The 18,069-nt window shown below is 57.0% G+C and carries 17 protein-coding genes; 4 read left to right on the top strand and 13 right to left on the bottom strand.

The window, feature by feature from the left end; translation table 11 throughout:
- The first annotated feature begins 298 nt into the window (after positions 1–298).
- Entirely contained in the window at positions 299–1,417 is a 1,119-nt protein-coding gene (locus tag ACX3P5_RS22070; RefSeq protein WP_458969401.1) for a Fic family protein, read from the top strand.
- Positions 1,418–1,483: 66 nt separating this feature from the next.
- Here ACX3P5_RS22070 and ACX3P5_RS22065 read toward each other — a convergent pair whose 3' ends face one another.
- From ACX3P5_RS22065 to ACX3P5_RS22005, 13 genes are all read right to left on the bottom strand, one after another.
- Entirely contained in the window at positions 1,484–1,831 is a 348-nt protein-coding gene (locus ACX3P5_RS22065) for a YebG family protein (RefSeq protein ID WP_458969400.1), read from the bottom strand.
- Positions 1,832–1,968: 137 nt separating this feature from the next.
- On the bottom strand, positions 1,969–2,763 hold the full coding sequence (locus ACX3P5_RS22060) for an SIR2 family protein (protein WP_233988758.1): 795 nt from the start codon (positions 2,761–2,763) through the stop codon (positions 1,969–1,971).
- Positions 2,760–3,320, bottom strand: coding sequence for a non-canonical purine NTP pyrophosphatase (locus tag ACX3P5_RS22055; RefSeq protein ID WP_233988759.1), 561 nt, complete (start codon positions 3,318–3,320; stop codon positions 2,760–2,762). The genes ACX3P5_RS22060 and ACX3P5_RS22055 overlap by 4 nt, the downstream gene beginning before the upstream one ends.
- Before the next feature lie 166 nt (positions 3,321–3,486).
- Positions 3,487–4,392: an ABC transporter substrate-binding protein gene (locus ACX3P5_RS22050; RefSeq protein ID WP_336756164.1), complete on the bottom strand. Its 906-nt coding sequence runs from the start codon at positions 4,390–4,392 to the stop codon at positions 3,487–3,489.
- An 8-nt stretch (positions 4,393–4,400) separates the two neighbouring features.
- Positions 4,401–5,195 (bottom strand): amino acid ABC transporter ATP-binding protein, encoded by a 795-nt coding sequence (locus tag ACX3P5_RS22045; RefSeq protein WP_233988761.1) that lies wholly within the window; start codon positions 5,193–5,195, stop codon positions 4,401–4,403.
- Positions 5,179–6,105 carry an amino acid ABC transporter permease gene (locus tag ACX3P5_RS22040; protein WP_233988762.1) on the bottom strand — a complete coding sequence of 309 codons (927 nt, stop codon included), beginning with the start codon at positions 6,103–6,105 and terminating at the stop codon, positions 5,179–5,181. The genes ACX3P5_RS22045 and ACX3P5_RS22040 overlap by 17 nt, the downstream gene beginning before the upstream one ends.
- A 9-nt stretch (positions 6,106–6,114) precedes the next feature.
- Positions 6,115–6,627, bottom strand: a complete 513-nt coding sequence (locus ACX3P5_RS22035; RefSeq protein WP_233988763.1) for a GNAT family N-acetyltransferase — start codon at positions 6,625–6,627, stop codon at positions 6,115–6,117.
- A gap of 10 nt (positions 6,628–6,637) precedes the next feature.
- Positions 6,638–7,579: an ABC transporter substrate-binding protein gene (locus tag ACX3P5_RS22030; RefSeq protein WP_233988764.1), complete on the bottom strand. Its 942-nt coding sequence runs from the start codon at positions 7,577–7,579 to the stop codon at positions 6,638–6,640.
- A gap of 11 nt (positions 7,580–7,590) precedes the next feature.
- Positions 7,591–8,904, bottom strand: coding sequence for an LLM class flavin-dependent oxidoreductase (locus tag ACX3P5_RS22025; protein ID WP_458969399.1), 1,314 nt, complete (start codon positions 8,902–8,904; stop codon positions 7,591–7,593).
- Positions 8,905–8,986: 82 nt separating this feature from the next.
- Entirely contained in the window at positions 8,987–10,141 is a 1,155-nt protein-coding gene (locus ACX3P5_RS22020; RefSeq protein ID WP_233988766.1) for an amidohydrolase, read from the bottom strand.
- A gap of 22 nt (positions 10,142–10,163) precedes the next feature.
- Positions 10,164–11,165 (bottom strand): MsnO8 family LLM class oxidoreductase, encoded by a 1,002-nt coding sequence (locus tag ACX3P5_RS22015; RefSeq protein ID WP_233988767.1) that lies wholly within the window; start codon positions 11,163–11,165, stop codon positions 10,164–10,166.
- A 461-nt stretch (positions 11,166–11,626) separates the two neighbouring features.
- Positions 11,627–12,046: a helix-turn-helix domain-containing protein gene (locus tag ACX3P5_RS22010; RefSeq protein ID WP_458969398.1), complete on the bottom strand. Its 420-nt coding sequence runs from the start codon at positions 12,044–12,046 to the stop codon at positions 11,627–11,629.
- Entirely contained in the window at positions 12,043–12,351 is a 309-nt protein-coding gene (locus tag ACX3P5_RS22005) for a type II toxin-antitoxin system HigB family toxin (RefSeq protein WP_458969397.1), read from the bottom strand. The genes ACX3P5_RS22010 and ACX3P5_RS22005 overlap by 4 nt, the downstream gene beginning before the upstream one ends.
- A gap of 449 nt (positions 12,352–12,800) precedes the next feature.
- On the opposite strand from ACX3P5_RS22005, the gene ACX3P5_RS22000 reads away from it, so the two are divergent.
- The 3 genes from ACX3P5_RS22000 to ACX3P5_RS21990 are packed head-to-tail and all read left to right on the top strand — an operon-like array spanning position 12,801 to position 18,013.
- Positions 12,801–14,354 carry a pyridoxal phosphate-dependent decarboxylase family protein gene (locus ACX3P5_RS22000; RefSeq protein ID WP_458969396.1) on the top strand — a complete coding sequence of 518 codons (1,554 nt, stop codon included), beginning with the start codon at positions 12,801–12,803 and terminating at the stop codon, positions 14,352–14,354.
- 10 nt (positions 14,355–14,364) lie between these two features.
- On the top strand, positions 14,365–15,657 hold the full coding sequence (locus ACX3P5_RS21995; RefSeq protein WP_233988771.1) for a lysine N(6)-hydroxylase/L-ornithine N(5)-oxygenase family protein: 1,293 nt from the start codon (positions 14,365–14,367) through the stop codon (positions 15,655–15,657).
- 1 nt (position 15,658) lies between these two features.
- Positions 15,659–18,013, top strand: a complete 2,355-nt coding sequence (locus ACX3P5_RS21990; RefSeq protein ID WP_458969395.1) for a GNAT family N-acetyltransferase — start codon at positions 15,659–15,661, stop codon at positions 18,011–18,013.
- The last annotated feature ends 56 nt before the right edge of the window (positions 18,014–18,069 follow it).

Here is an 18,069-nt window from a genome sequence, read left to right as displayed (position 1 = left end):
TTATGTAAACAGACGTTGTCGTCCCTTATCATCGTGGAGAGAAATCAATGGCCGGTAAACTTGGATTAGCAGGCGGAATGATTATCTGGTTAGCGTATGTTGCCTGGATCGTGCATTACTATTCAGACACCTTTTTGCAGTTCTCCCGCTAAACAGACAGGACCTTCGGGTCCTGTTTTCTTTTCTGCATGACTCCCGCATCGATTGTCTTCTGAGCCAAAAATTCGCTACTATTGACTCATTATGTGAGCCGATTAAAAGATGCTATTCGGCTCATTCACCCGAAAATGAGCCGAATATGACCACAGAATGGATCTGGCAACAGGCCGACTGGCCACAGTTCTACTGGCAGGAGGCTGTGCTGCTGCCTCGCCTGCGGCAGCTGCAACAGCAGCGAGGCGTACTGCTGGGCCGGGCCAGCCTGCAGGTCAGTGATGAACAGCAAACGCTCGACACTCTGCTCAGCAATATCCTCTCCTCCTCGGCGATTGAAGAAGAACGGGTGAACGTGCAGTCGGTACGTTCATCTCTGGCGCGCCGCTTAGGCGTGACCGAACAACAGCCTTATCCGGTTTCGGATCGATCGGAGGGACTGGCGGCGATGATGCTGGATGCCATTAACAACCGCAGCCAGCCGCTCACGCTGGCGCGTCTTTACCAATGGCATCGCTGGCTGTTTCCTGCCGATGAGTGGTCGGTGCAGCGTCTGAGCGTGGGTACGCTACGCGGCAGTGAGCCAATGCAGGTGATCTCCGGACGGATCGATCGCCCAACGGTGCATTTTGAAGCGCCGCCGCGCAGTGGACTGGAGCCACAGCTGACGCAGTTTATTGACTGGTTTAACCGCAGCGAGCAGGACGTCATGCTGGACCCGCTGCTGCGCGCCGCCATCTGCCATCTCTGGTTTGTTACCCTGCACCCGTTTGATGACGGTAATGGCCGCATTACGCGTGCCTTAACCGATCTGGCGCTGGCACAGGCGGACAGTCAAAGCATCCGGCTCTATGCCATGTCACCGGCGATTCTGGCGCATCGGGCGGACTACTACCGCATTCTGGAGCGGACGCAGAAAGGCGGACTGGATATCACCGACTGGCTGATGTGGTTCCTCGATATGCTGGATGAGAGCCTGCAACAGGCGATGAACAGCATCGCCCGCACCCAGATCAGGGCGCGCTTCTGGCTACAGCATCGGGAACGCTCTCTGAGCAAAGAGCAGGTAAAAGTACTGAACCGGCTGCTGGATGGCGGCGAGCAGGGTTTTGAACAGGGGATCAGTGCCAGTCAGTATCAGAAGGTGGCAAAAGTGAGTAAGGCGACGGCAACGCGTCATTTAGCGGATTTGCTGGAGAAAGGCTGTCTTTACCGGCTGGAAGGTGGCGGGCGCAGCACGCGCTATCAGGTGAAAACAGACTGAGAGAATGATGCGCGCGCTCAGCCAGTAAAATAACCACGCCGGAAATGGCTTCCGGCGTGATGGGGATCAGGCTGCTTTCACCGCGCGCACTTTCTTGCTGCTGGCGGTTTCTGCTACGGCGGCGTCATCAGAACGCTCCGACACCGTTTCAGGCTGAGCGGCAGTGACGGCCACAGGCTCAGGCAGTTTGCTGGTGCGGAGAATATGCTGCACGGCATCTTTCTGCTCAGCGATCAGCAAGCCCAGCGTTTCTGCCTGCGTCTCATCCAGTGCGGGTTGATGCTGTAACAGCCAGTCGGTGAAGGCTTCGGCCATATCGAGCATTTTGTCGTAGGCATCGGCCTCTTTCTTGTTGGCAAACGTCATCTTCTCTTCACCCTTTCTGACTACTACAAATTTTGTTTCGACAGCCATGTTTTTGCCCTCAGATACTGTGTATACATACAGTATATCACGACGTTGATGCTTTTCCAGCAGAGAATAGAGTTTATCGGTTGTACGCCGCATAACCTTAACCGGGCGCAGGTTTTGGGGTGAAACCGCGTCGCCGGTTACACCTGAAGTTCCTCAAGAAAATCGGCCAGCGCTTTGCGCGGGTCATCCTCTTCCGAGACGATCATCTCGATGCCCCACTGCCCCAGTACCTCTTTTGCCACCGGATTATTGCGGTTGGTAAACAGATAGGACTTGGGACGCGCGGTGGCCAGCCCGGTACGGCCCCACATTTTCGTCAGGCGGTAGAACAGCAGACGAATATTAAAATCGCTGATGCTGTAGCCAACAAACAGCACCGAATTGCCCATCACGTCATGGGTCAGTTTGATGTCGAGCGGTGAATCAAAATAGAGCCGTTCAAAGTAGCTGCTTTCATCGAGCACGATAGAGGTATCGTCATCGAAATCACCGTGCAGCTTGATGATGTGGCGCTTATCTTCGGTCAGCGACACCAGGTCGGCGGCATTAGCCACTTTGTAATAGGGAACGCCATGCGCATCGTGCGCCGCTTCCAGCCAGCGATCGTAATTGGTGGTGTAGATACGCGAGAAGTTGCCCTGGGTAATCATGGTGTGAATTTCTGACGTCCGGACATCAATATCCGGGCGGTGCCATTCGCGATCCATCCAGCTGCGCAGCGGGCCGAGTGACCCTTTCTTCTGTTTGTAATATTCCGCCAGCGACAGGTGGGTACCGTAGGTATTGAAGATTTTAGGATCGTAGCCCAGCTCATTGGCGAGATGGGCAATCAGCTCATGCCACTCCGGCAGGCCAAGGTTGCGTGAGATGCCCGCACCGGCAAACAGAATCAGCTTACCGGAGTCATAGGCACGTTTAAGTTCTGGTTTCATGCAACACTCCGGGCCGTTTTCAAAAAGGTGGCGAAGCGATCGAGCGCGATGCGCCGCATGGAGATCTCATTCTTGAGCTCGCCCATTTCGGCGAAGGTCTGATCGTAGCCTTCCGGGATAAAGACGCAGTCCCACTGAAAGCCGCGGGTACCGGCAGGCTCGGCGGCGATGGTGCCGCGCAGTTCACCTGAAAACTGGTACATCTTGCGGCCATCACAGTAGCCGAGTACGGTTTTTGCCGTCACGGCCTGGCTGTCGAGTCCCTGAACCAGGGCAGTAAAGCGTTCTGCATCCAGCCGGTTCCAGAAAATGCGGGTCAGCCCGGCAGGCAGGCCATTGAGGCCGTCGAGATAGAGTCCGGTATGCTCGACGAAGAGCGGTCGCCCAATCAGTGAAAAGGCTTTGGTCAGTTTATCGCGCACCAGATCGAGTTCATTTTCAGTCTGGATCTCTTCGATGCGACGGGAGATGGGCAACACTTCGACCCCGACAGGTTCGAGGATTTTGCGCACCTCCGCCAGCTTTTGCTCATTGGCAGAAAGGAATCTGATTTTCATGGGGCTTCCAGGTTAATTGCTCCGCCGCGCGCTGAATCGACAGGCGGGCAGGATAGATCACTAACGCTGGAGAGTGTAGCGCAATTCCGGGGTCGATCGCCGTGACAACGGTTCTGTGGCGTGGAGGGTAACGCTGAATAAACGGCGCCGAAGCGCCTGAGAGGCATCAGTACTGAATGCCAGGAGGATTGACCGTGGAGTGGGCAATGGCTTCATCCTGTTCACCCCAGCGCGTCAGCACCTGCTGATACTGCCCGCCGCGAATGGCACCATCGATGGCGGCCTGCAGGGCCGGAGCCAGCCCATTGCCCTTTTTGGTGGTGACCGCCACCCAGGCGCGAAACGGCCCGCTGCCGACCAGCTTTGTCTGGCCGCGTGAAGCCACTTTCCAGGCTGCCATCGAGTGCGGACCGAACATCGCATCGGCCCGTCCCGACAGCAGAGAAAGCGTGGCTGAGGCGTCATCGGTCAGATAGATCGGCGTCACCGCAGGCAGCCCTTTCGCCTGGTTTTGCTCATCCCAGCTCAGCAGGATACGCTCCTGATTGGTGCCGGAGGCCACGATGATGCGCTTACCGGCGATGTCAGCGGGCGCGTTGATCGTGGTGATTTTGCTGTCACTTTTCACCGAAAAGGCGTGGTTATCGGCGCGATAGGTGGCGAAATCAAACTTCTTTTTACGCTCTTCGGTCACCGCGATATTGAACATCGCCACATCGTAACGGCCCGCGCTAATGCCGAGCGGCCAGTCTTCCCACGAAGCGGGCACCAGCTTCAGCTTTAATCCCAGACTGTCGGCCAGCAGCCGGGCAATGTCGGGATCGCTGCCAATGCGTGAGACATTATCCGACCCCAGCAGCGACAGCGGTGGTGAGTTGGTGGCGGAAGTCGCCACCGTCAGGGTTCCCGGTTCAATAAAAGCAAAGCTGGCCGGAATTTTAGCGATCGCCGCCGGATTGGCGGGCGCATGAATCGGCGTCTCATTTTGCCGGGTATCACGCTGCTCAGCGGCGGAAACCCCCAGCGGCGCCAGCAGCGCCAGCACCAGCAGTGACAGAGGATTCAGCTTCATCGTCACCCTCACAGTACGCGCGCCAGGAAGCGTCGGGTTCGCTCATGACGCGGATTGTTCAGCACCTGCGTGGTGCTGCCCTGCTCAACGATCCGACCATCGACCATAAACACCACGTTATCCGCCACTTCGCGGGCAAAGCCGATCTCGTGAGTGACGATCACCAGCGTGGTGCCGGAACGCGCCAGCTTCTTAATCACGTCGAGCACCTCGCCGACCAGTTCCGGATCGAGCGCCGAGGTCGGTTCGTCAAACAGCATCACCCGGGGATTGAGCATCAGGGCGCGGGCGATGGCGATACGCTGCTGCTGACCGCCCGACAGATGGCGCGGCCAGGCGTCAGCTTTATGCCGCAGGCCAACAATATCCAGCAGTTCACCGGCGCGCTGTATCGCTGCCGCTTTGGTGAGCTGGCGATGGGCAATCGGTGCCTCAATCAGGTTGTCCAGCACGCTGAGGTGCGGGAACAGATTGAAATTCTGAAACACATAGCCGACGTTGATGCGCTGACGCAGGATCGCCTGCTCTTTCAGTTCATAGAGCTTATCGCCGCGTTGCTGATAGCCTATGTAATCGCCATCGATCTGGATAAACCCTTCATCTACCCGCTCCAGATGGTTGATGGTGCGCAACAGCGTTGATTTGCCGGAGCCGGAAGGGCCGAGGATCACCGTCACCGATCCCGGCGCCAGCGACAGAGAAACCCCATCCAGCGCTTTATGTTTGCCAAAACTTTTACTGACGCCGGTAATGCTGATGGCACCGGTGGTGTGTGATGTGCGGTAATCAATGGCTTCGGACATGGCTGATCTCCTCGGTTGGATTAAGCGGCGTAACGCGGTTGCGCCACTGCCGCCAGCGCGACGGCTGCGGCTCACGGGTCACGCTGCGGGCCAGCCAGCGTTCAACGCTGTGCTGAATCACCGACAGTACGGTGGTAATAATCAGATACCAGGCGGCACCGACCATCAGCAGCGGGATCACTTCCTGGTTGCGGTTGTAGATCATCTGGATGGTGTAAAACAGCTCCGGCATCGCCAGCACGTAAACCATCGCCGTGCCCTTCGCCAGGCTGATGATTTCGTTAAAGGCGGTGGGAATGATGGCGCGTAACGCCTGCGGCAGAATGATGCGGAAGGTGCGACGGGTTGCCGACAGCCCCAGCGCGGAGGCGGCCTCAACCTGGCCATGATCCACACCCAGAATCCCGCCGCGAATGATCTCCGCGCTGTAAGCCGCCTGCACCAGCGTTAAGCCAATCACCGCCGCCGGAAACTGTCCCAGCACATTGATGGTCTGAAACGCTCCCCACGACAGCGTGGTAAAGGGGACCCCGATCGACAGGGTGTCGTAGAGATAAGAGAAGTTGTACAGGATGATCAGCACGACGATCAGCGGCAGCGAGCGGAACAGCCAGATATATCCCCAGGCCAGACTGCTCAGCAGCCATGACGATGAGAGGCGGGCCAGCGCCAGCAGGCCGCCAAAAATCAGGCTGAATACCGTGCCGAGCAGCGTCAGCAGCAGCGTCTGCCCCAGCCCATGCAGGATCACCGGATCGAAGAACCAGCGGGCAAATACGCCCCATTCCCAGCGCGGATTAAACGCGACCGACTGAATGACGCCAGCCAGAATAAACAGGGCGACGATCGCGCCAAGGGTGCGGGCCGGATAACGCGCGGGCACCACCTGCAGATGTTGATGCTTGCTCATGATCTCTCCTTAACTCGCCTGTGCAACGTCCTGCACGCCGATCACTTTAATAAAACGCAGCCGGCCATCGTGTGGCGGCGCTCCGTAGCGTTCGAGATCGCCGCTGAGATCAAACTGCGGCTGATAGCCGTGGCCGGTATAAAGCCGTACCGCCTCCGGCTGACGAAAACCGGTAGTAAGAAACAGCCGCTGATAGCCCGCCCGAAGCGCACGCCGCTCCAGCTCCTGCAACACCACCAGCGCCAGCCCCTGACGCCGCAAATCACTGCGGGTCCAGATGCGTTTCAGCTCCGCAGTCTGCGGGTCATAAGGTTTGTAAGCACCCATCGCGATGATCTCGCCGTCGCGCTCCAGCACGATGAATAATCCCTGCGGCGGCAGATACCACTCGGTGAGCTCCTGCTCCTTATGGCGGGCAAAATAGTCGCCGTAACGGGCGGCGTATTCACCGAACAGGCCGGTCAGAATCGGTTGCAGTTCCGGGGCTTCCGGCGAAACTTCACGAAATATGGCTTCACTCATCGTCTGCTCCTTAATCGCCCAGTCCGGCCGGGTTAATTTCGGAACGATCAATGCGCTCCACGCCTTCGCCCCAGCGGTTCAGCACCTGCTGGTAATCGCCGTTTTTCATCACGCCGTTGAGCGCGGTACTGATCGGTTCAGCCAGGCCGCTGCCTTTTTTCACCGTCACCGCAATGTGTGCCGCTTTTGGCCAGCCGCCATCGACACTGCCCACCAGCCGGGTTTTGCCATTAAGCGCCGCTTTCCATGCGCCAATCACGTTAGGGCCGAACCAGGCGTCGGCCCGGCCGGCCTGCAGCGCCAGCGTCTGGGCGGCATCATCTTTGGTATAGATCGGGGTAAATGCTTTCAGCCCTTTCGCCTGATTCTCTTTATCCCACGCCAGCAGGATCGCTTCCTGATTGGTGCCGGAGCCGACGATGAGGCGTAGTCCGGCAATATCTTCGGCTTTGGTCAGTGATTTAATCGGGCTGCTGGTTTTGACGTAGAAACCGAGAGAATCTTTGCGGTAGGTGGCGAAATCGAACTTCTCTTTACGATCTTTGGTGACGGTGATGTTAGAGATCGCCGCGTCATATTTGCCGGAGGCGACGCCCAGCGGCCAGTCCTCCCAGGAGGTCGGCACAATGTTGAGCTTCAGGCCGAGGCTGTCAGCCACCAGGCGGGCGATATCGACTTCGCTGCCGAGCAAGGTTTTGTTGTCATCAGAGAAGACCGTCAGCGGCGGGGAGTTTTGCGCCGCGACCGCCACGGTAAATGAACCCGGCACCGCAAAGCGATGTCCGGCCGGCAACTGCGCGACCGCCTGCGGATTTTTCACGCTGTGAATCGGCGCTTTGTTGGCGTCGAGGCTGACCCGCTGGCCGTTGTAGGCCACGCTGGTGCCGTCTGCCAGGGCGCTGCCGCTGGCGGCAAGCATAATCAGGGCGATGAGTTTTTTATTTTTTTGCATAGCACAGGCTCTTATTGTGAGGTGAACTGATTTACCGGCGGCTTCAGGTCGAAACTGTCGCGCAGGGTTTTCCCAGGATAGTCGCGGCGGCTCAGGCCGCGCGCCTGCAAAATCGGCACTACGCGGTCAACAAAGCGCTCAAAGGTATCTGGCGTGCCGCCATTGATGATGAAGCCATCGGTGGCCGCGGTTTCAAACCAAAGTTGCAGGCCATCTGCCACCTGCTCGGGCGTGCCGTGGAACAGCGGACGAGGCGTTGCGGCTTCCAGCGCAGCCTGCCGCAGCGTATGGCCGTGCTCGCGCGCTTTGCGTTTGATCTCATCAGTGGTGCTGCGGAAACTGTTCTGCCCGAGATCACCAAGGTCGGGAAAGGGCTGATCCAGCGGATACCGGGAAAAGTCGTGATGGTCGAAGAAGCGGCCAAGGTAATTGAGTGCATCATTAATCGATACCAGCGCCGCGGTGGTCTGGTACTGCCGCTCAACGTCTTGCGCATCATCGCCAACAATCACGCTCACGCCCTGAAAGATGTGCAGATCCTCTGGCTGACGGCCATTCGCCACCAGCTGCTGTTTAACATCACGGTAAAAGGCCTGTGCCTCTTCACGCGTTGGCTGGTGGGTGAAAATGGCATCGGCATGGCGGGCGGCCAGCTTTTTGCCGTCTTCTGAAGCACCGGCCTGGAAGATAATCGGACGGCCCTGCGGGGTGCGCGAGATGTTAAGCGGGCCTTGCACCTGAAAGAAATCACCGTGATGATTCAGCGTATGCAGCTTCGCCGGATCGAAAAACTGGCCGCTCTGCTTGTCGCGCACAAAGGCATCCGGCTCCCATGAATCCCACAATCCTTTCACCACCTGCAGGTATTCGTCGGCGATGCGATAGCGCAGCGCGTGCTCCGGATGCTGCTGACGCGAGAAGTTTTTAGCCGAGCCTTCCAGCGGCGAAGTCACCACGTTCCAGCCGGCACGGCCACCGCTGAGATGATCGAGGCTGGCAAACTGACGCGCCACGGTGAAGGGTTCGCTGTAGGAGGTTGAAACGGTACCGACCAGCCCAAGATGTTCTGTCACACCCGCCAGCGCCGACAGCAGCGTCAGGGGTTCGAAGCGGTTGAGAAAATGCGGGATCGACTTTTCATTGATGTATAAGCCGTCGGCGACGAACAGAAAATCGAGCTTGCCCTGCTCCGCTTTGCGGGCAATTTTTCGGGCGTAATCGAAGCTGATGCTGGCATCGGCCTGGGCCGCCGGATGACGCCAGGCGGACATGTTTCCCGAGGCGCCGTGCAGCATAGTGCCCAGCCGAAGTTGTCTTGTGCTCATGATGCTCTCTCTTTTTTTAGTCAAAGCGGTGCCTGAACGGCGGTCATGACGACCGCCGCAGTGGGATATCAGTAGATAACAATCAGGTCAGAATGGCTTCCCGACATCGCGCGTTAAGCTGTTGCAACGCCTGTTGGGCCAGTTGCGCAAAGTAGTCCGCCGCGGGGGCGATCAGCGCTTCATCGGGGTTAAAGCTGGCGTGGTGCAGGCCATAATCGCTGGCGCTGCCGATGCTGACGAAGACGCCAGGCACCTGTTGTAAATAGAAGGCGAAATCTTCGCCCAGCAGATGCAGTCCGGCGGGCTGCACCCGGTAGCCGAGCTGTTGCGCCACGTCACTGCTGAACTGTGCCCAGTCGGGATCGTTGACCAGCACCGGCGGACCCGGATGCCAGCTCAGCGTCGCCTCTGCGCCACTGGCCTGGGCAAAGTTTTCCACCAGCGTGCGCACCCGCTGTTCCAGCTCGGCCCGCAGCTGGAGATCGTGTGTACGGGCAGTCCCGCCAAACTCCACGCCGCCGGGCAGCACATTCCAGGTTTTCCCGCCGTCAATCCGGGTAATGCTCATGACCAGACTGTCGAGCGCGCTGAAGCTGCGGCTGGTGAGACCCTGTAAGGCCTGAATGATCTGGCTGGCGACCACGATGCTGTCGACGCCCTGTTCCGGGTGCGCGGCATGAGCGCCTTTACCAGTGACGCGAATAATAAATTTATCGGTGTTGGCGTAGAACGCGCCGCTGCGGGTGGCGAAGGTGCCGACCGGTAACGCTGGTTCATTGTGCATACCAAAAATGGCCTGCACCTCATCCAGCACGCCTGCGGCGATAAACTGCCGTGCGCCACGGGCGATCTCTTCGGCGGGCTGGAACAGAATGCGTACCCGTCCCGCCAGTTGCGGCTCACTGGCTTTAAGCTGGAGCGCCGCGCCTAACATCACCGCGCTGTGCAGATCGTGGCCGCAGGCGTGCATCACGCCGGGATGACGTGAATGAAAGCGTACGCCACTCGCCTCGTGAATCGGCAGGGCATCAATATCCGCCCGCAGTGCGATCACCGCATCACCCTGTCCAATCTCCGCCACGACGCCGGTTTCAAGCGGATAATCAGACAGCCGGATACCGGCTTCCTGCAGCCAGCGACGCAGCCGTTCCGTGGTGGCAAACTCCTGGCCCGACAGCTCCGGCCAGGTATGCAGCTCGCGCCGCCATTCGATCAGTTGTGATGCATTCGGCTTCATGATGACTCTCCGCTCAGGGCGATCAGGCTGCGACCAGATGATGCGTGGCCAGTAATGCCAGCGAATGGTGGCGTGCGACTGGCTCGGCGATCGGCGTATCAATAATAAACTCGTCGATACCAAAGTTATGATGCAGGGCATCGAGCTGGGCATGGACCTGTGCTGCGGTCCCTTTCAGCAACGACGGCGTGCGCGGCTCTATCTGGTAATCACGGTAGCCGCCCTGACGTACATAACGTTCGGCCTGTTCCAGGCTGGCGACATTCACGCCCGGACCATCTTTCACCGACACATGATAATGGCGAAGCGAAGAGACCAGCAGATCCGCGCCGGCGGGTGAATCGGCCACCACCACCTGAACCGCCACCAGCGCCCGCTGGCCGTTGCTCAGGCGTGAATAGGTGCTGAGCACCTGCTCAAGTAACTGGCGGTCACCGTTCAGATGGGCGGCGAACACCAGCTGCCAGCCGAGACTCGCGGCCAGTCGGGCGCTCTCTTCACTGGCACCCAGCAGGAAACGGTTCACTGGCCGTGGCGGCAACGGTGTGGCCTGTAGCCGTTCATCGTCATCGTGACTGTTGCGGTCGGGTTGCAGCCAGTTATCCAGCAGTTGCAGCTGCTCGGCAAAACTGCCCTTCTCTGACGGCTGCACGCCCAGCTGAAGCGCACGGGTCGAAAGCGGTAATCCGCCCGGCGCTTTGCCGATACCTAAATCGACGCGGCCCGGTGCCAGTGACGCCAGCAGATTGAAATTTTCCGCCACCTTGTAGGGACTGTAATGCTGAAGCATCACCCCGCCCGATCCGACGCGAATATGTCGGGTCTGGGCAATGATCCAGGCAATTAACAGTTCCGGTGACGGACTGGCCAGCTGCGCGGTGTTGTGATGTTCCGCCAGCCAGAAGCGGTGATAACCCCACTCCTCCGCCTGCTGCGCCAGTTGCAGCGTGCGCTGCAGCGCGGCGGCAGGCGATTCCCCCTCTGCAACGGGCGCTTTGTCTAACAGACTTAATCGATATGCCATTCACCTGATCCTTATTATTCCGGTTGCTGACCAGTGTGCGGCGGCTGTGTTATCAGGTAAAACATCATATTGTTTTATGGTTTTTTAATTTATTCATATCGGAAAAGATAGAGGCGAGGTAAATAATAATGAGCTTTTAAAACATATAGTTAAATTTAATGATGGCGAGAATTTAAATGACGGGGACTGTTTCGGGCTTAATCCAGATTAATCGGGAATGGTTTGCAGAAAAGCGTATTAAGCCCTCATCAGCTGAGGAGAAAGTTAATTTAGCCGCAAATATGAAGATCAGCAGAAATGTTGCTGTCAGAAAAGAGGCAGAAAAATGCCTGGCCGATCCGGGCTCTTAATCACCACGGCAGCTGAGCGTGCAGATATTTAATATTGCCTGCTTATCCGTTCGCGTGGTGGATGAGTGCGCCAGAGGAATTAAGCAGGTAATACGGCATGTTCAGCCCGATCTACGCCTTGCCATTAAAGGCTTCGAACGGCAGATTAAACCGCGCTGCCAGACGCGCTTTATGTTTATCCGTTAAGGATCGTTGACCACGCAGAATACGGCTCACGTAAGAGCGCTGGCCAATTTCTTCAGTAAACGAGGATTGATTAAGGCCATACTGATCCATCAGTACTCGCAGTAACGCAACGCCCTGTGGCATTTTTGCAATGCGGGCGTTAAACTCAGCGAATTCAGGTGAATTATCTTCGTAACGGGCCACTTTATCAGCCAGCATATCAATTAGCGGGCTATCAGGTTGATGCTCTACCAGATACTCCACCAATTCCAGTGCCTGTTCATAATCCTTTTTCTGAGTGCTCCCTCCTAAAAAAGGAATAATTTCAATCAGTTGGTTGGTAGCCTGAATAGCTTCGGTAATCATTCTTTCTGCTCCCGATACTTCTTTATAAGCCTGTAGTATTCCGGATGCGTAACGATATGCTTGATGAAAATTTTGCTTCGCTCAAAATCAACGAAAAACATTATCCTCAGGTTATTACCGCCTGCATCAATTACCCACCATTTCTCCCGATATTTCATCCGGTCCAGGCTGGGAAATCGCTTTTTTAATGCGTCTGGCGACCTAAAATTTTCGCCTTTTAACACCAGATATATGGCATCCAATGCAGTGGCGTCGTTTGGAAACTCTGCTGCTTCCCTGAATGGCTCCCTTGAGATAACGTGCATGCTTCCCTCGCCTGTCCGGACTCAGTAAGCAGCGTATCGCATTTTCACTAAGTTTCCAACAAGGAAACATAGGGGTTAAATCATCGCAGCTGAGCCTGCCATTCTGCTTTTGCCATCCTTCATCTGATCTCTACCGCAACCGCAATAAAGGTGATATCAATCACATTTTCCATATTAGAAACATTTACAAATAAATTCCCACAACAAAAAGATTGAATGATAATGATTAACATTTACAATCTTCGCATAACAAAAACAGCGATATACGCTGATTAAACCACAAATAAACTACGGAATTTCACATTTTACAGGCAAAAGTGCTATCCCGCGCTGCTGGCAGGGTTTTTGTCTGGTTAGTTAACGTAATGTTTACTGGAGCTTTTGAGCTGATGCCCACACTGACGGTTTTATGCCGGCAGCGTCAATTGGTTACAGCACAGGAACTCAACATGGTCTTACGCTCATCTGTTCAATCGGTACCTGACTCGTCTGATTTGCCTCCCGTCAGCGGTGCCGAAGCGTCACTGTTTAACGATCGGCAACTGGCAGCCTGGTCCCGGCAGACGCAGGAAGTGCTGACGCTGATGACCCGTACCCTCAGTCAGGTGGAAAAACCGTTCAGCGGTATTCTGCCTCATGAACTGGCTGCGGAATTTAGCGGCGTCAATCTGGATCAGCCCCTCGGCAATAACGACGCCGCGCTGGCGGAGCTGAACCAGCTCTATCTGCGCGACGCCGTCTGGTTTCACCACCCGAAATATCTGGCACACCTCAACTGTCCGGTTGTGCTTCCCTCACTGATGGCTGAGCAGATTATGGCGGCGGTCAACAGTTCGGTGGATACCTGGGACCAGAGCGCAGGCGGCACGCTGATTGAGCAAAAGGTGATTGACTGGACGCTGGCACGAATCGGCCTGCCCGCCGGGTCGGATGGCATTTTTACCAGTGGCGGAACCCAGTCCAATCTGATGGCGATGCTGCTGGCTCGCGATAGCTGGTGCGCTGCCCATCATGCCGGTCATTTGATCAAGCAGCGCGGCCTGCCTGAAAACGCCGCCCGATGGCGGGTATTGACCTCAAAACTGAGCCACTTCAGCATTCAGAAATCGATGGCGATTCTGGGGCTGGGCTATGACGCCGTCATTCCGGTCGATCACGATGCGCACTACCGGATGGATGCCCGACGGCTGGAACAGGAAATAGCCCGCTGTCACGCTGAAGGATTGATTCCGATTGCCGTAGTGGCGACCAGCGGCACCACAGATTTCGGCAGTATCGATCCGCTGACAGACGTGGCGCAAATCTGCCAGCGTTATGGTCTGTGGATGCACGTTGATGCCGCCTACGGCTGTGGTCTGCTGGTTTCCGAACAGCATCGCGCCCGCCTGGATGGCATTGAGCTGGCGGACTCCGTGACCGTGGATTATCACAAGTCATTCTTCCAGACGGTGAGCTGCGGCGCGTTTTTCGTACGCGACAGTCAGAATCTGAAACATGTCACCCACCACGCCGACTATCTCAATCCGCTCAGCGCCCAGCAGGAAGGCACGCCCAACCTGGTCAATAAAAGTATTCAGACCACCCGCCGCTTCGATGCGCTGAAAATGTGGCTGACGCTGCGCGTGATGGGACCGGCGGCGCTGGGCGAGGCTTTCGATAGCCTGCTGCGGCTGACCCAAACCGCCCATCGCTTGCTAAGCGCACATCCGGCGATCGAGGTGCTGCACGCGCCGGAGCTGACTACGCAGATCTTTCGTTATCTGCCCAGAGCGGGCATCAGCGATAGCCAGCTTGATGAGGTCAACGCCGCCATCCGTAAAGCGCTCTTCCGCTCCGGCAATGCGGTGATTGCCGGTACCAAAGTTGACGGCCGGCAATACCTGAAATTCACCCTGCTTAACCCCACCACTACCGCCGCCGATATTGAAGACGTTATCGGCCTGATTGCGCACTATGGCCGTGAACATCTGCGGGCATCGGCGCTGAATGCGGCTAATCAGTGAGAGCGCCAACATGAATAACACCATTTATGATTTTATCGGTATTGGCATCGGCCCGTTTAACCTGAGCCTGGCGTGCCTGAGTGAGCCGGTTGAGGGACTGAATGGACTGTTCCTTGATGAGAATCCGGGGTTTGACTGGCACACCGGCATGATGCTGGAAAGCGCCCATCTGCAGACGCCGTTTATGGCGGATCTGGTCACGCTGGCCGATCCTACCAGTCCCTACAGCCTGCTTAACTATATGAAGCAAAAGGGCAAGATCTACTCGTTTTACATCCGCGAGGACTTCTTCCTGATGCGCAAAGAGTATAACCAGTACTGCCAGTGGGCCAGCACGAAACTCAGTAATCTGCGCTGGAACAGTCACGTTGATGATGTCCGTTACGATGAGGCGAGCGGTGCCTACCGTCTCAGCGTGACCGATACCGTCAGCGGCAAGACGCAGCAGTGGCTGGCGCGCCATCTGATCCTTGGCACCGGCCCTACCGCCTGGATGCCGGAATGCAGCGCGCCGCATCGCGCGCGCCTGACCCACTCCAGCGAATATCTGCGTAACAAAGCCAGGTTACAGAACCAGCGTTCGATCACCGTGTTAGGCAGCGGGCAGAGCGCAGCGGAAATTTACTACGATCTGCTGGGTGACATTGACCGCTTCGGCTATCAGCTTAACTGGATCACCCGCGCGCCGCGTTTCTACCCGCTGGAATACACCAAGCTGACGCTGGAGATGACCTCGCCGGAATGGGTCGATTATTTCCACAACCTGCCGGCTGAACGACGCGATGAACTGAACGCCAACCATAAAAACCTCTACAAAGGGATCAACAGCAGCCTGATCAACGATATCTACGATCTGATGTATATCAAGCAGCTGGACGGCGATCTCAACGTCAATCTGTTCACGCACGCCGCCCTGACCGACATGCGCTGGCTGCCGCAGGGAGAATTTGAACTGACGCTGCATCAGGAGGAGCAGGACGCAACTTTTACCCGTCGGACCGAAGGGCTGGTGATGGCGACCGGCTATCACTATCGCCCTCCGATGTTTCTGGAAGGGATTACTCAGCGGCTGCGCTGGGATAGCAAGGGTCGCTACGATGTGCAACGCAACTACAGCATCGATTATCACAACCAAATCTTTGTTCAGAACGCGGAGCTGCATACCCACGGTTTCGTCACCCCCGATCTCGGCATGGCCTGCTACCGCAACTCGGTGTTACTGCGCGAACTGACCGGACGGGAAATCTATCCGGTTGAACGTCAAATCGCCTTCCAGACCTTCCCGGCACAATCGGAGCGTTGATATGTCCTCACCTGTTCTTTTTAGCGCGCCACGTCCGGCGGGCAACTTCAGCCTCAGGCCGCTTGATGCCACAGATATCCCGCTGATCCATCAGTGGGTAAGTGGCGATTACGCGCGCTTCTGGGGAATGCAGCAGCAGCGTCCTGAGCAGGTTGCGGCGTTCTACCAGACGCTGACGGCAGCCGATCCCCATGCGGCGCTGATCGGCTGCTGTGATGAGCGGCCAGTCTGTTTGATCGAATGCTATCGCGCCTGTGACGACGAGGTCGGCAAATACTATCCCGCCGCGCCGGATGATTACGGGATGCACATTCTGATTGCACCCGCCACCCAGCCGATCATGGCCTTTAGCTGGCAGGTTTTCACCCTGGTGATGGACTACCTGTTCAGCCGGCCAGAAGTGGGTCGGGTGGTGGTTGAGCCGGATGTGCGCAACGAGAAAATCCACCGTCTCAACCGGCGTGCCGGCTTCCGCTACCAGCACACCATCGATATGGGTCACAAAACCGCCTGGCTGGCGTTTTGCCAGCGTGAAGATTATCAACACGCTCTACTGCAGGAGTCGCAGACTATGAACACCACACCATCATTACTCAATGGCGCGCATCTGGCGGGCGACAACTGGGCGCGGGCTAACCGTTTGCTGATCCGTAAAGCGATTGCTGAATTTGCCCATGAAAAAATCATCGCCCCGGCTGAAACCGGTCCGGGCAACTACACGCTGGCGGTGCCGGGCGGCGAGGCGGTTTATCAATTCCAGGCGTCCCGGCTGGCGCTGGATCACTGGGAGATCGAGGCGGATTCGCTGAGCAAACAGGAGAATGGACGTCCGCTGCCGCTGGATGCCTTGCAGTTCATCGTGGAGTTCAACGCGCAGATCGGCATCACCCAGGCGCTGCTGGCGACCTATATGGAAGAGATCAGCAGCACGCTGTGCAGCAGCGTCTATAAGCTGCAAAAGAACAATCCCGACAGTCAGGCGCTGGTTAAAGCGGATTTCCAGACGGTGGAAGCGGCGATGACCGAAGGGCATCCCTGCTTTGTTGCCAACAATGGCCGTATCGGCTTTGACGCCCGCGACTATCTGGCGTATGCCCCCGAAGCAGCGGCACCGATCACGCTGATCTGGGTGGCGGTACACCAGCGCAATGCGCACTTCTCCAGCCTGAGCAACCTGAGTTACCAGCAACTGATGCGCGATGAGCTGGGTGAGGAGACGGTTGACCGTTTTCATCAGCAACTGATCGGCAAAGGGCTGGCGGCTGAAGCGTATATTCTGATGCCGGTTCACCCCTGGCAGTGGCAGAACAAGCTGCTGACGGTGTTTGCCGCTGACATCGCCAGCAACGATATTGTCTATCTCGGCGAGGGTGACGATCGTTACCAGGCACAGCAGTCTATTCGTACCTTCTTCAACCGCAGCCAGCCGACAAAACGCTACGTCAAAACGGCCCTGTCGGTGCTTAACATGGGCTTTATGCGCGGTCTGTCGCCCTATTACATGTCGACGACGCCCGCCATCAATCAGTGGCTGGAAACGCTGGTGGCTGACGACGCGTGGCTGCAGGCGTGTGACTTCCGCATCCTGCGCGAAGTGGCGGCGGTCGGTTATCACAACCGCTACTACGAACAGGCGATCACAGGCGACTCGGCTTACAAAAAGATGTTTGCCGCCCTGTGGCGCGATAATCCGGTGACCAGCCTCAGGCCCGGCCAGCGGCTGATGACGATGGCTTCCTTCCTGCACATCGATCAGCATCAGCAGCCCCTGCTGCCGGCGCTGATCGCCGACTCCGGTATAGCGGCGAAGCCGTGGATCGATCGCTATCTGCGCTGCTATCTCAGCCCGCTGCTGCACTGTTTTTATCAGCACGATCTGGTCTTCATGCCCCACGGCGAGAACCTGATTATGCTGCTGGAAAACAACGTGCCGGTCAGCGCTTATATGAAGGATATCGGCGAGGAGATTGCGGTGATGAATCCGGATGCGGTATTGCCGGACATGGTGCAGCGGCTGGCGGTGGACGTGCCGGAAAATCTCAAACTGCTGTCGATCTTCACCGACGTGTTTGACTGCATTTTCCGCTTTATCAGCGCGGTTCTGCATCAATCCGGCACGCTGGCGGAAGACGATTTCTGGCAGGCGGTGGCGCAGTGCGTTAAAGATTACCAGCAGGCGCATCCGCATCTGGCCGATAAGTTTGAGCGCTACGATATGTTTGCTCCGGCGTTTACCCGCTCCTGCCTGAACCGTCTGCAGCTGGCGAATAATCAGCAGATGATTAACCTCGCCGATCCGGCCGAAAACCTTAAATTTGCCGGTACGCTGGATAACCCGATTGCCCGCTGGCGCTGATCGTCTGCAGGCAGATTGACGTCAGATTAGGTGACGCGGTCACTTTGGTGGCCGCG

Source organism: Pantoea sp. S-LA4 (assembly GCF_054482835.1).
Note: the sequence above shows the minus strand (reverse complement) of the source record. Positions and strands in the feature narration are given on the sequence as shown.

What these genes read in the sequence shown, in the direction of transcription:
- ACX3P5_RS22025 (WP_458969399.1), bottom strand. Translation starts at nt 8,904, where the DNA reads ATGAGCACAAGACAACTTCGGCTGGGCACTATGCTGCACGGCGCCTCG.
- ACX3P5_RS22050 (WP_336756164.1), bottom strand. Translation starts at nt 4,392, where the DNA reads ATGAAGCTGAATCCTCTGTCACTGCTGGTGCTGGCGCTGCTGGCGCCG.
- ACX3P5_RS22000 (WP_458969396.1), top strand. Translation starts at nt 12,801, where the DNA reads ATGGTCTTACGCTCATCTGTTCAATCGGTACCTGACTCGTCTGATTTG.
- ACX3P5_RS22005 (WP_458969397.1), bottom strand. Translation starts at nt 12,351, where the DNA reads ATGCACGTTATCTCAAGGGAGCCATTCAGGGAAGCAGCAGAGTTTCCA.
- ACX3P5_RS22020 (WP_233988766.1), bottom strand. Translation starts at nt 10,141, where the DNA reads ATGAAGCCGAATGCATCACAACTGATCGAATGGCGGCGCGAGCTGCAT.
- ACX3P5_RS22030 (WP_233988764.1), bottom strand. Translation starts at nt 7,579, where the DNA reads ATGCAAAAAAATAAAAAACTCATCGCCCTGATTATGCTTGCCGCCAGC.
- ACX3P5_RS22010 (WP_458969398.1), bottom strand. Translation starts at nt 12,046, where the DNA reads ATGATTACCGAAGCTATTCAGGCTACCAACCAACTGATTGAAATTATT.
- ACX3P5_RS22060 (WP_233988758.1), bottom strand. Translation starts at nt 2,763, where the DNA reads ATGAAACCAGAACTTAAACGTGCCTATGACTCCGGTAAGCTGATTCTG.
- ACX3P5_RS21995 (WP_233988771.1), top strand. Translation starts at nt 14,365, where the DNA reads ATGAATAACACCATTTATGATTTTATCGGTATTGGCATCGGCCCGTTT.
- ACX3P5_RS22055 (WP_233988759.1), bottom strand. Translation starts at nt 3,320, where the DNA reads ATGAAAATCAGATTCCTTTCTGCCAATGAGCAAAAGCTGGCGGAGGTG.
- ACX3P5_RS21990 (WP_458969395.1), top strand. Translation starts at nt 15,659, where the DNA reads ATGTCCTCACCTGTTCTTTTTAGCGCGCCACGTCCGGCGGGCAACTTC.
- ACX3P5_RS22065 (WP_458969400.1), bottom strand. Translation starts at nt 1,831, where the DNA reads ATGGCTGTCGAAACAAAATTTGTAGTAGTCAGAAAGGGTGAAGAGAAG.
- ACX3P5_RS22045 (WP_233988761.1), bottom strand. Translation starts at nt 5,195, where the DNA reads ATGTCCGAAGCCATTGATTACCGCACATCACACACCACCGGTGCCATC.
- ACX3P5_RS22070 (WP_458969401.1), top strand. Translation starts at nt 299, where the DNA reads ATGACCACAGAATGGATCTGGCAACAGGCCGACTGGCCACAGTTCTAC.
- ACX3P5_RS22035 (WP_233988763.1), bottom strand. Translation starts at nt 6,627, where the DNA reads ATGAGTGAAGCCATATTTCGTGAAGTTTCGCCGGAAGCCCCGGAACTG.
- ACX3P5_RS22015 (WP_233988767.1), bottom strand. Translation starts at nt 11,165, where the DNA reads ATGGCATATCGATTAAGTCTGTTAGACAAAGCGCCCGTTGCAGAGGGG.
- ACX3P5_RS22040 (WP_233988762.1), bottom strand. Translation starts at nt 6,105, where the DNA reads ATGAGCAAGCATCAACATCTGCAGGTGGTGCCCGCGCGTTATCCGGCC.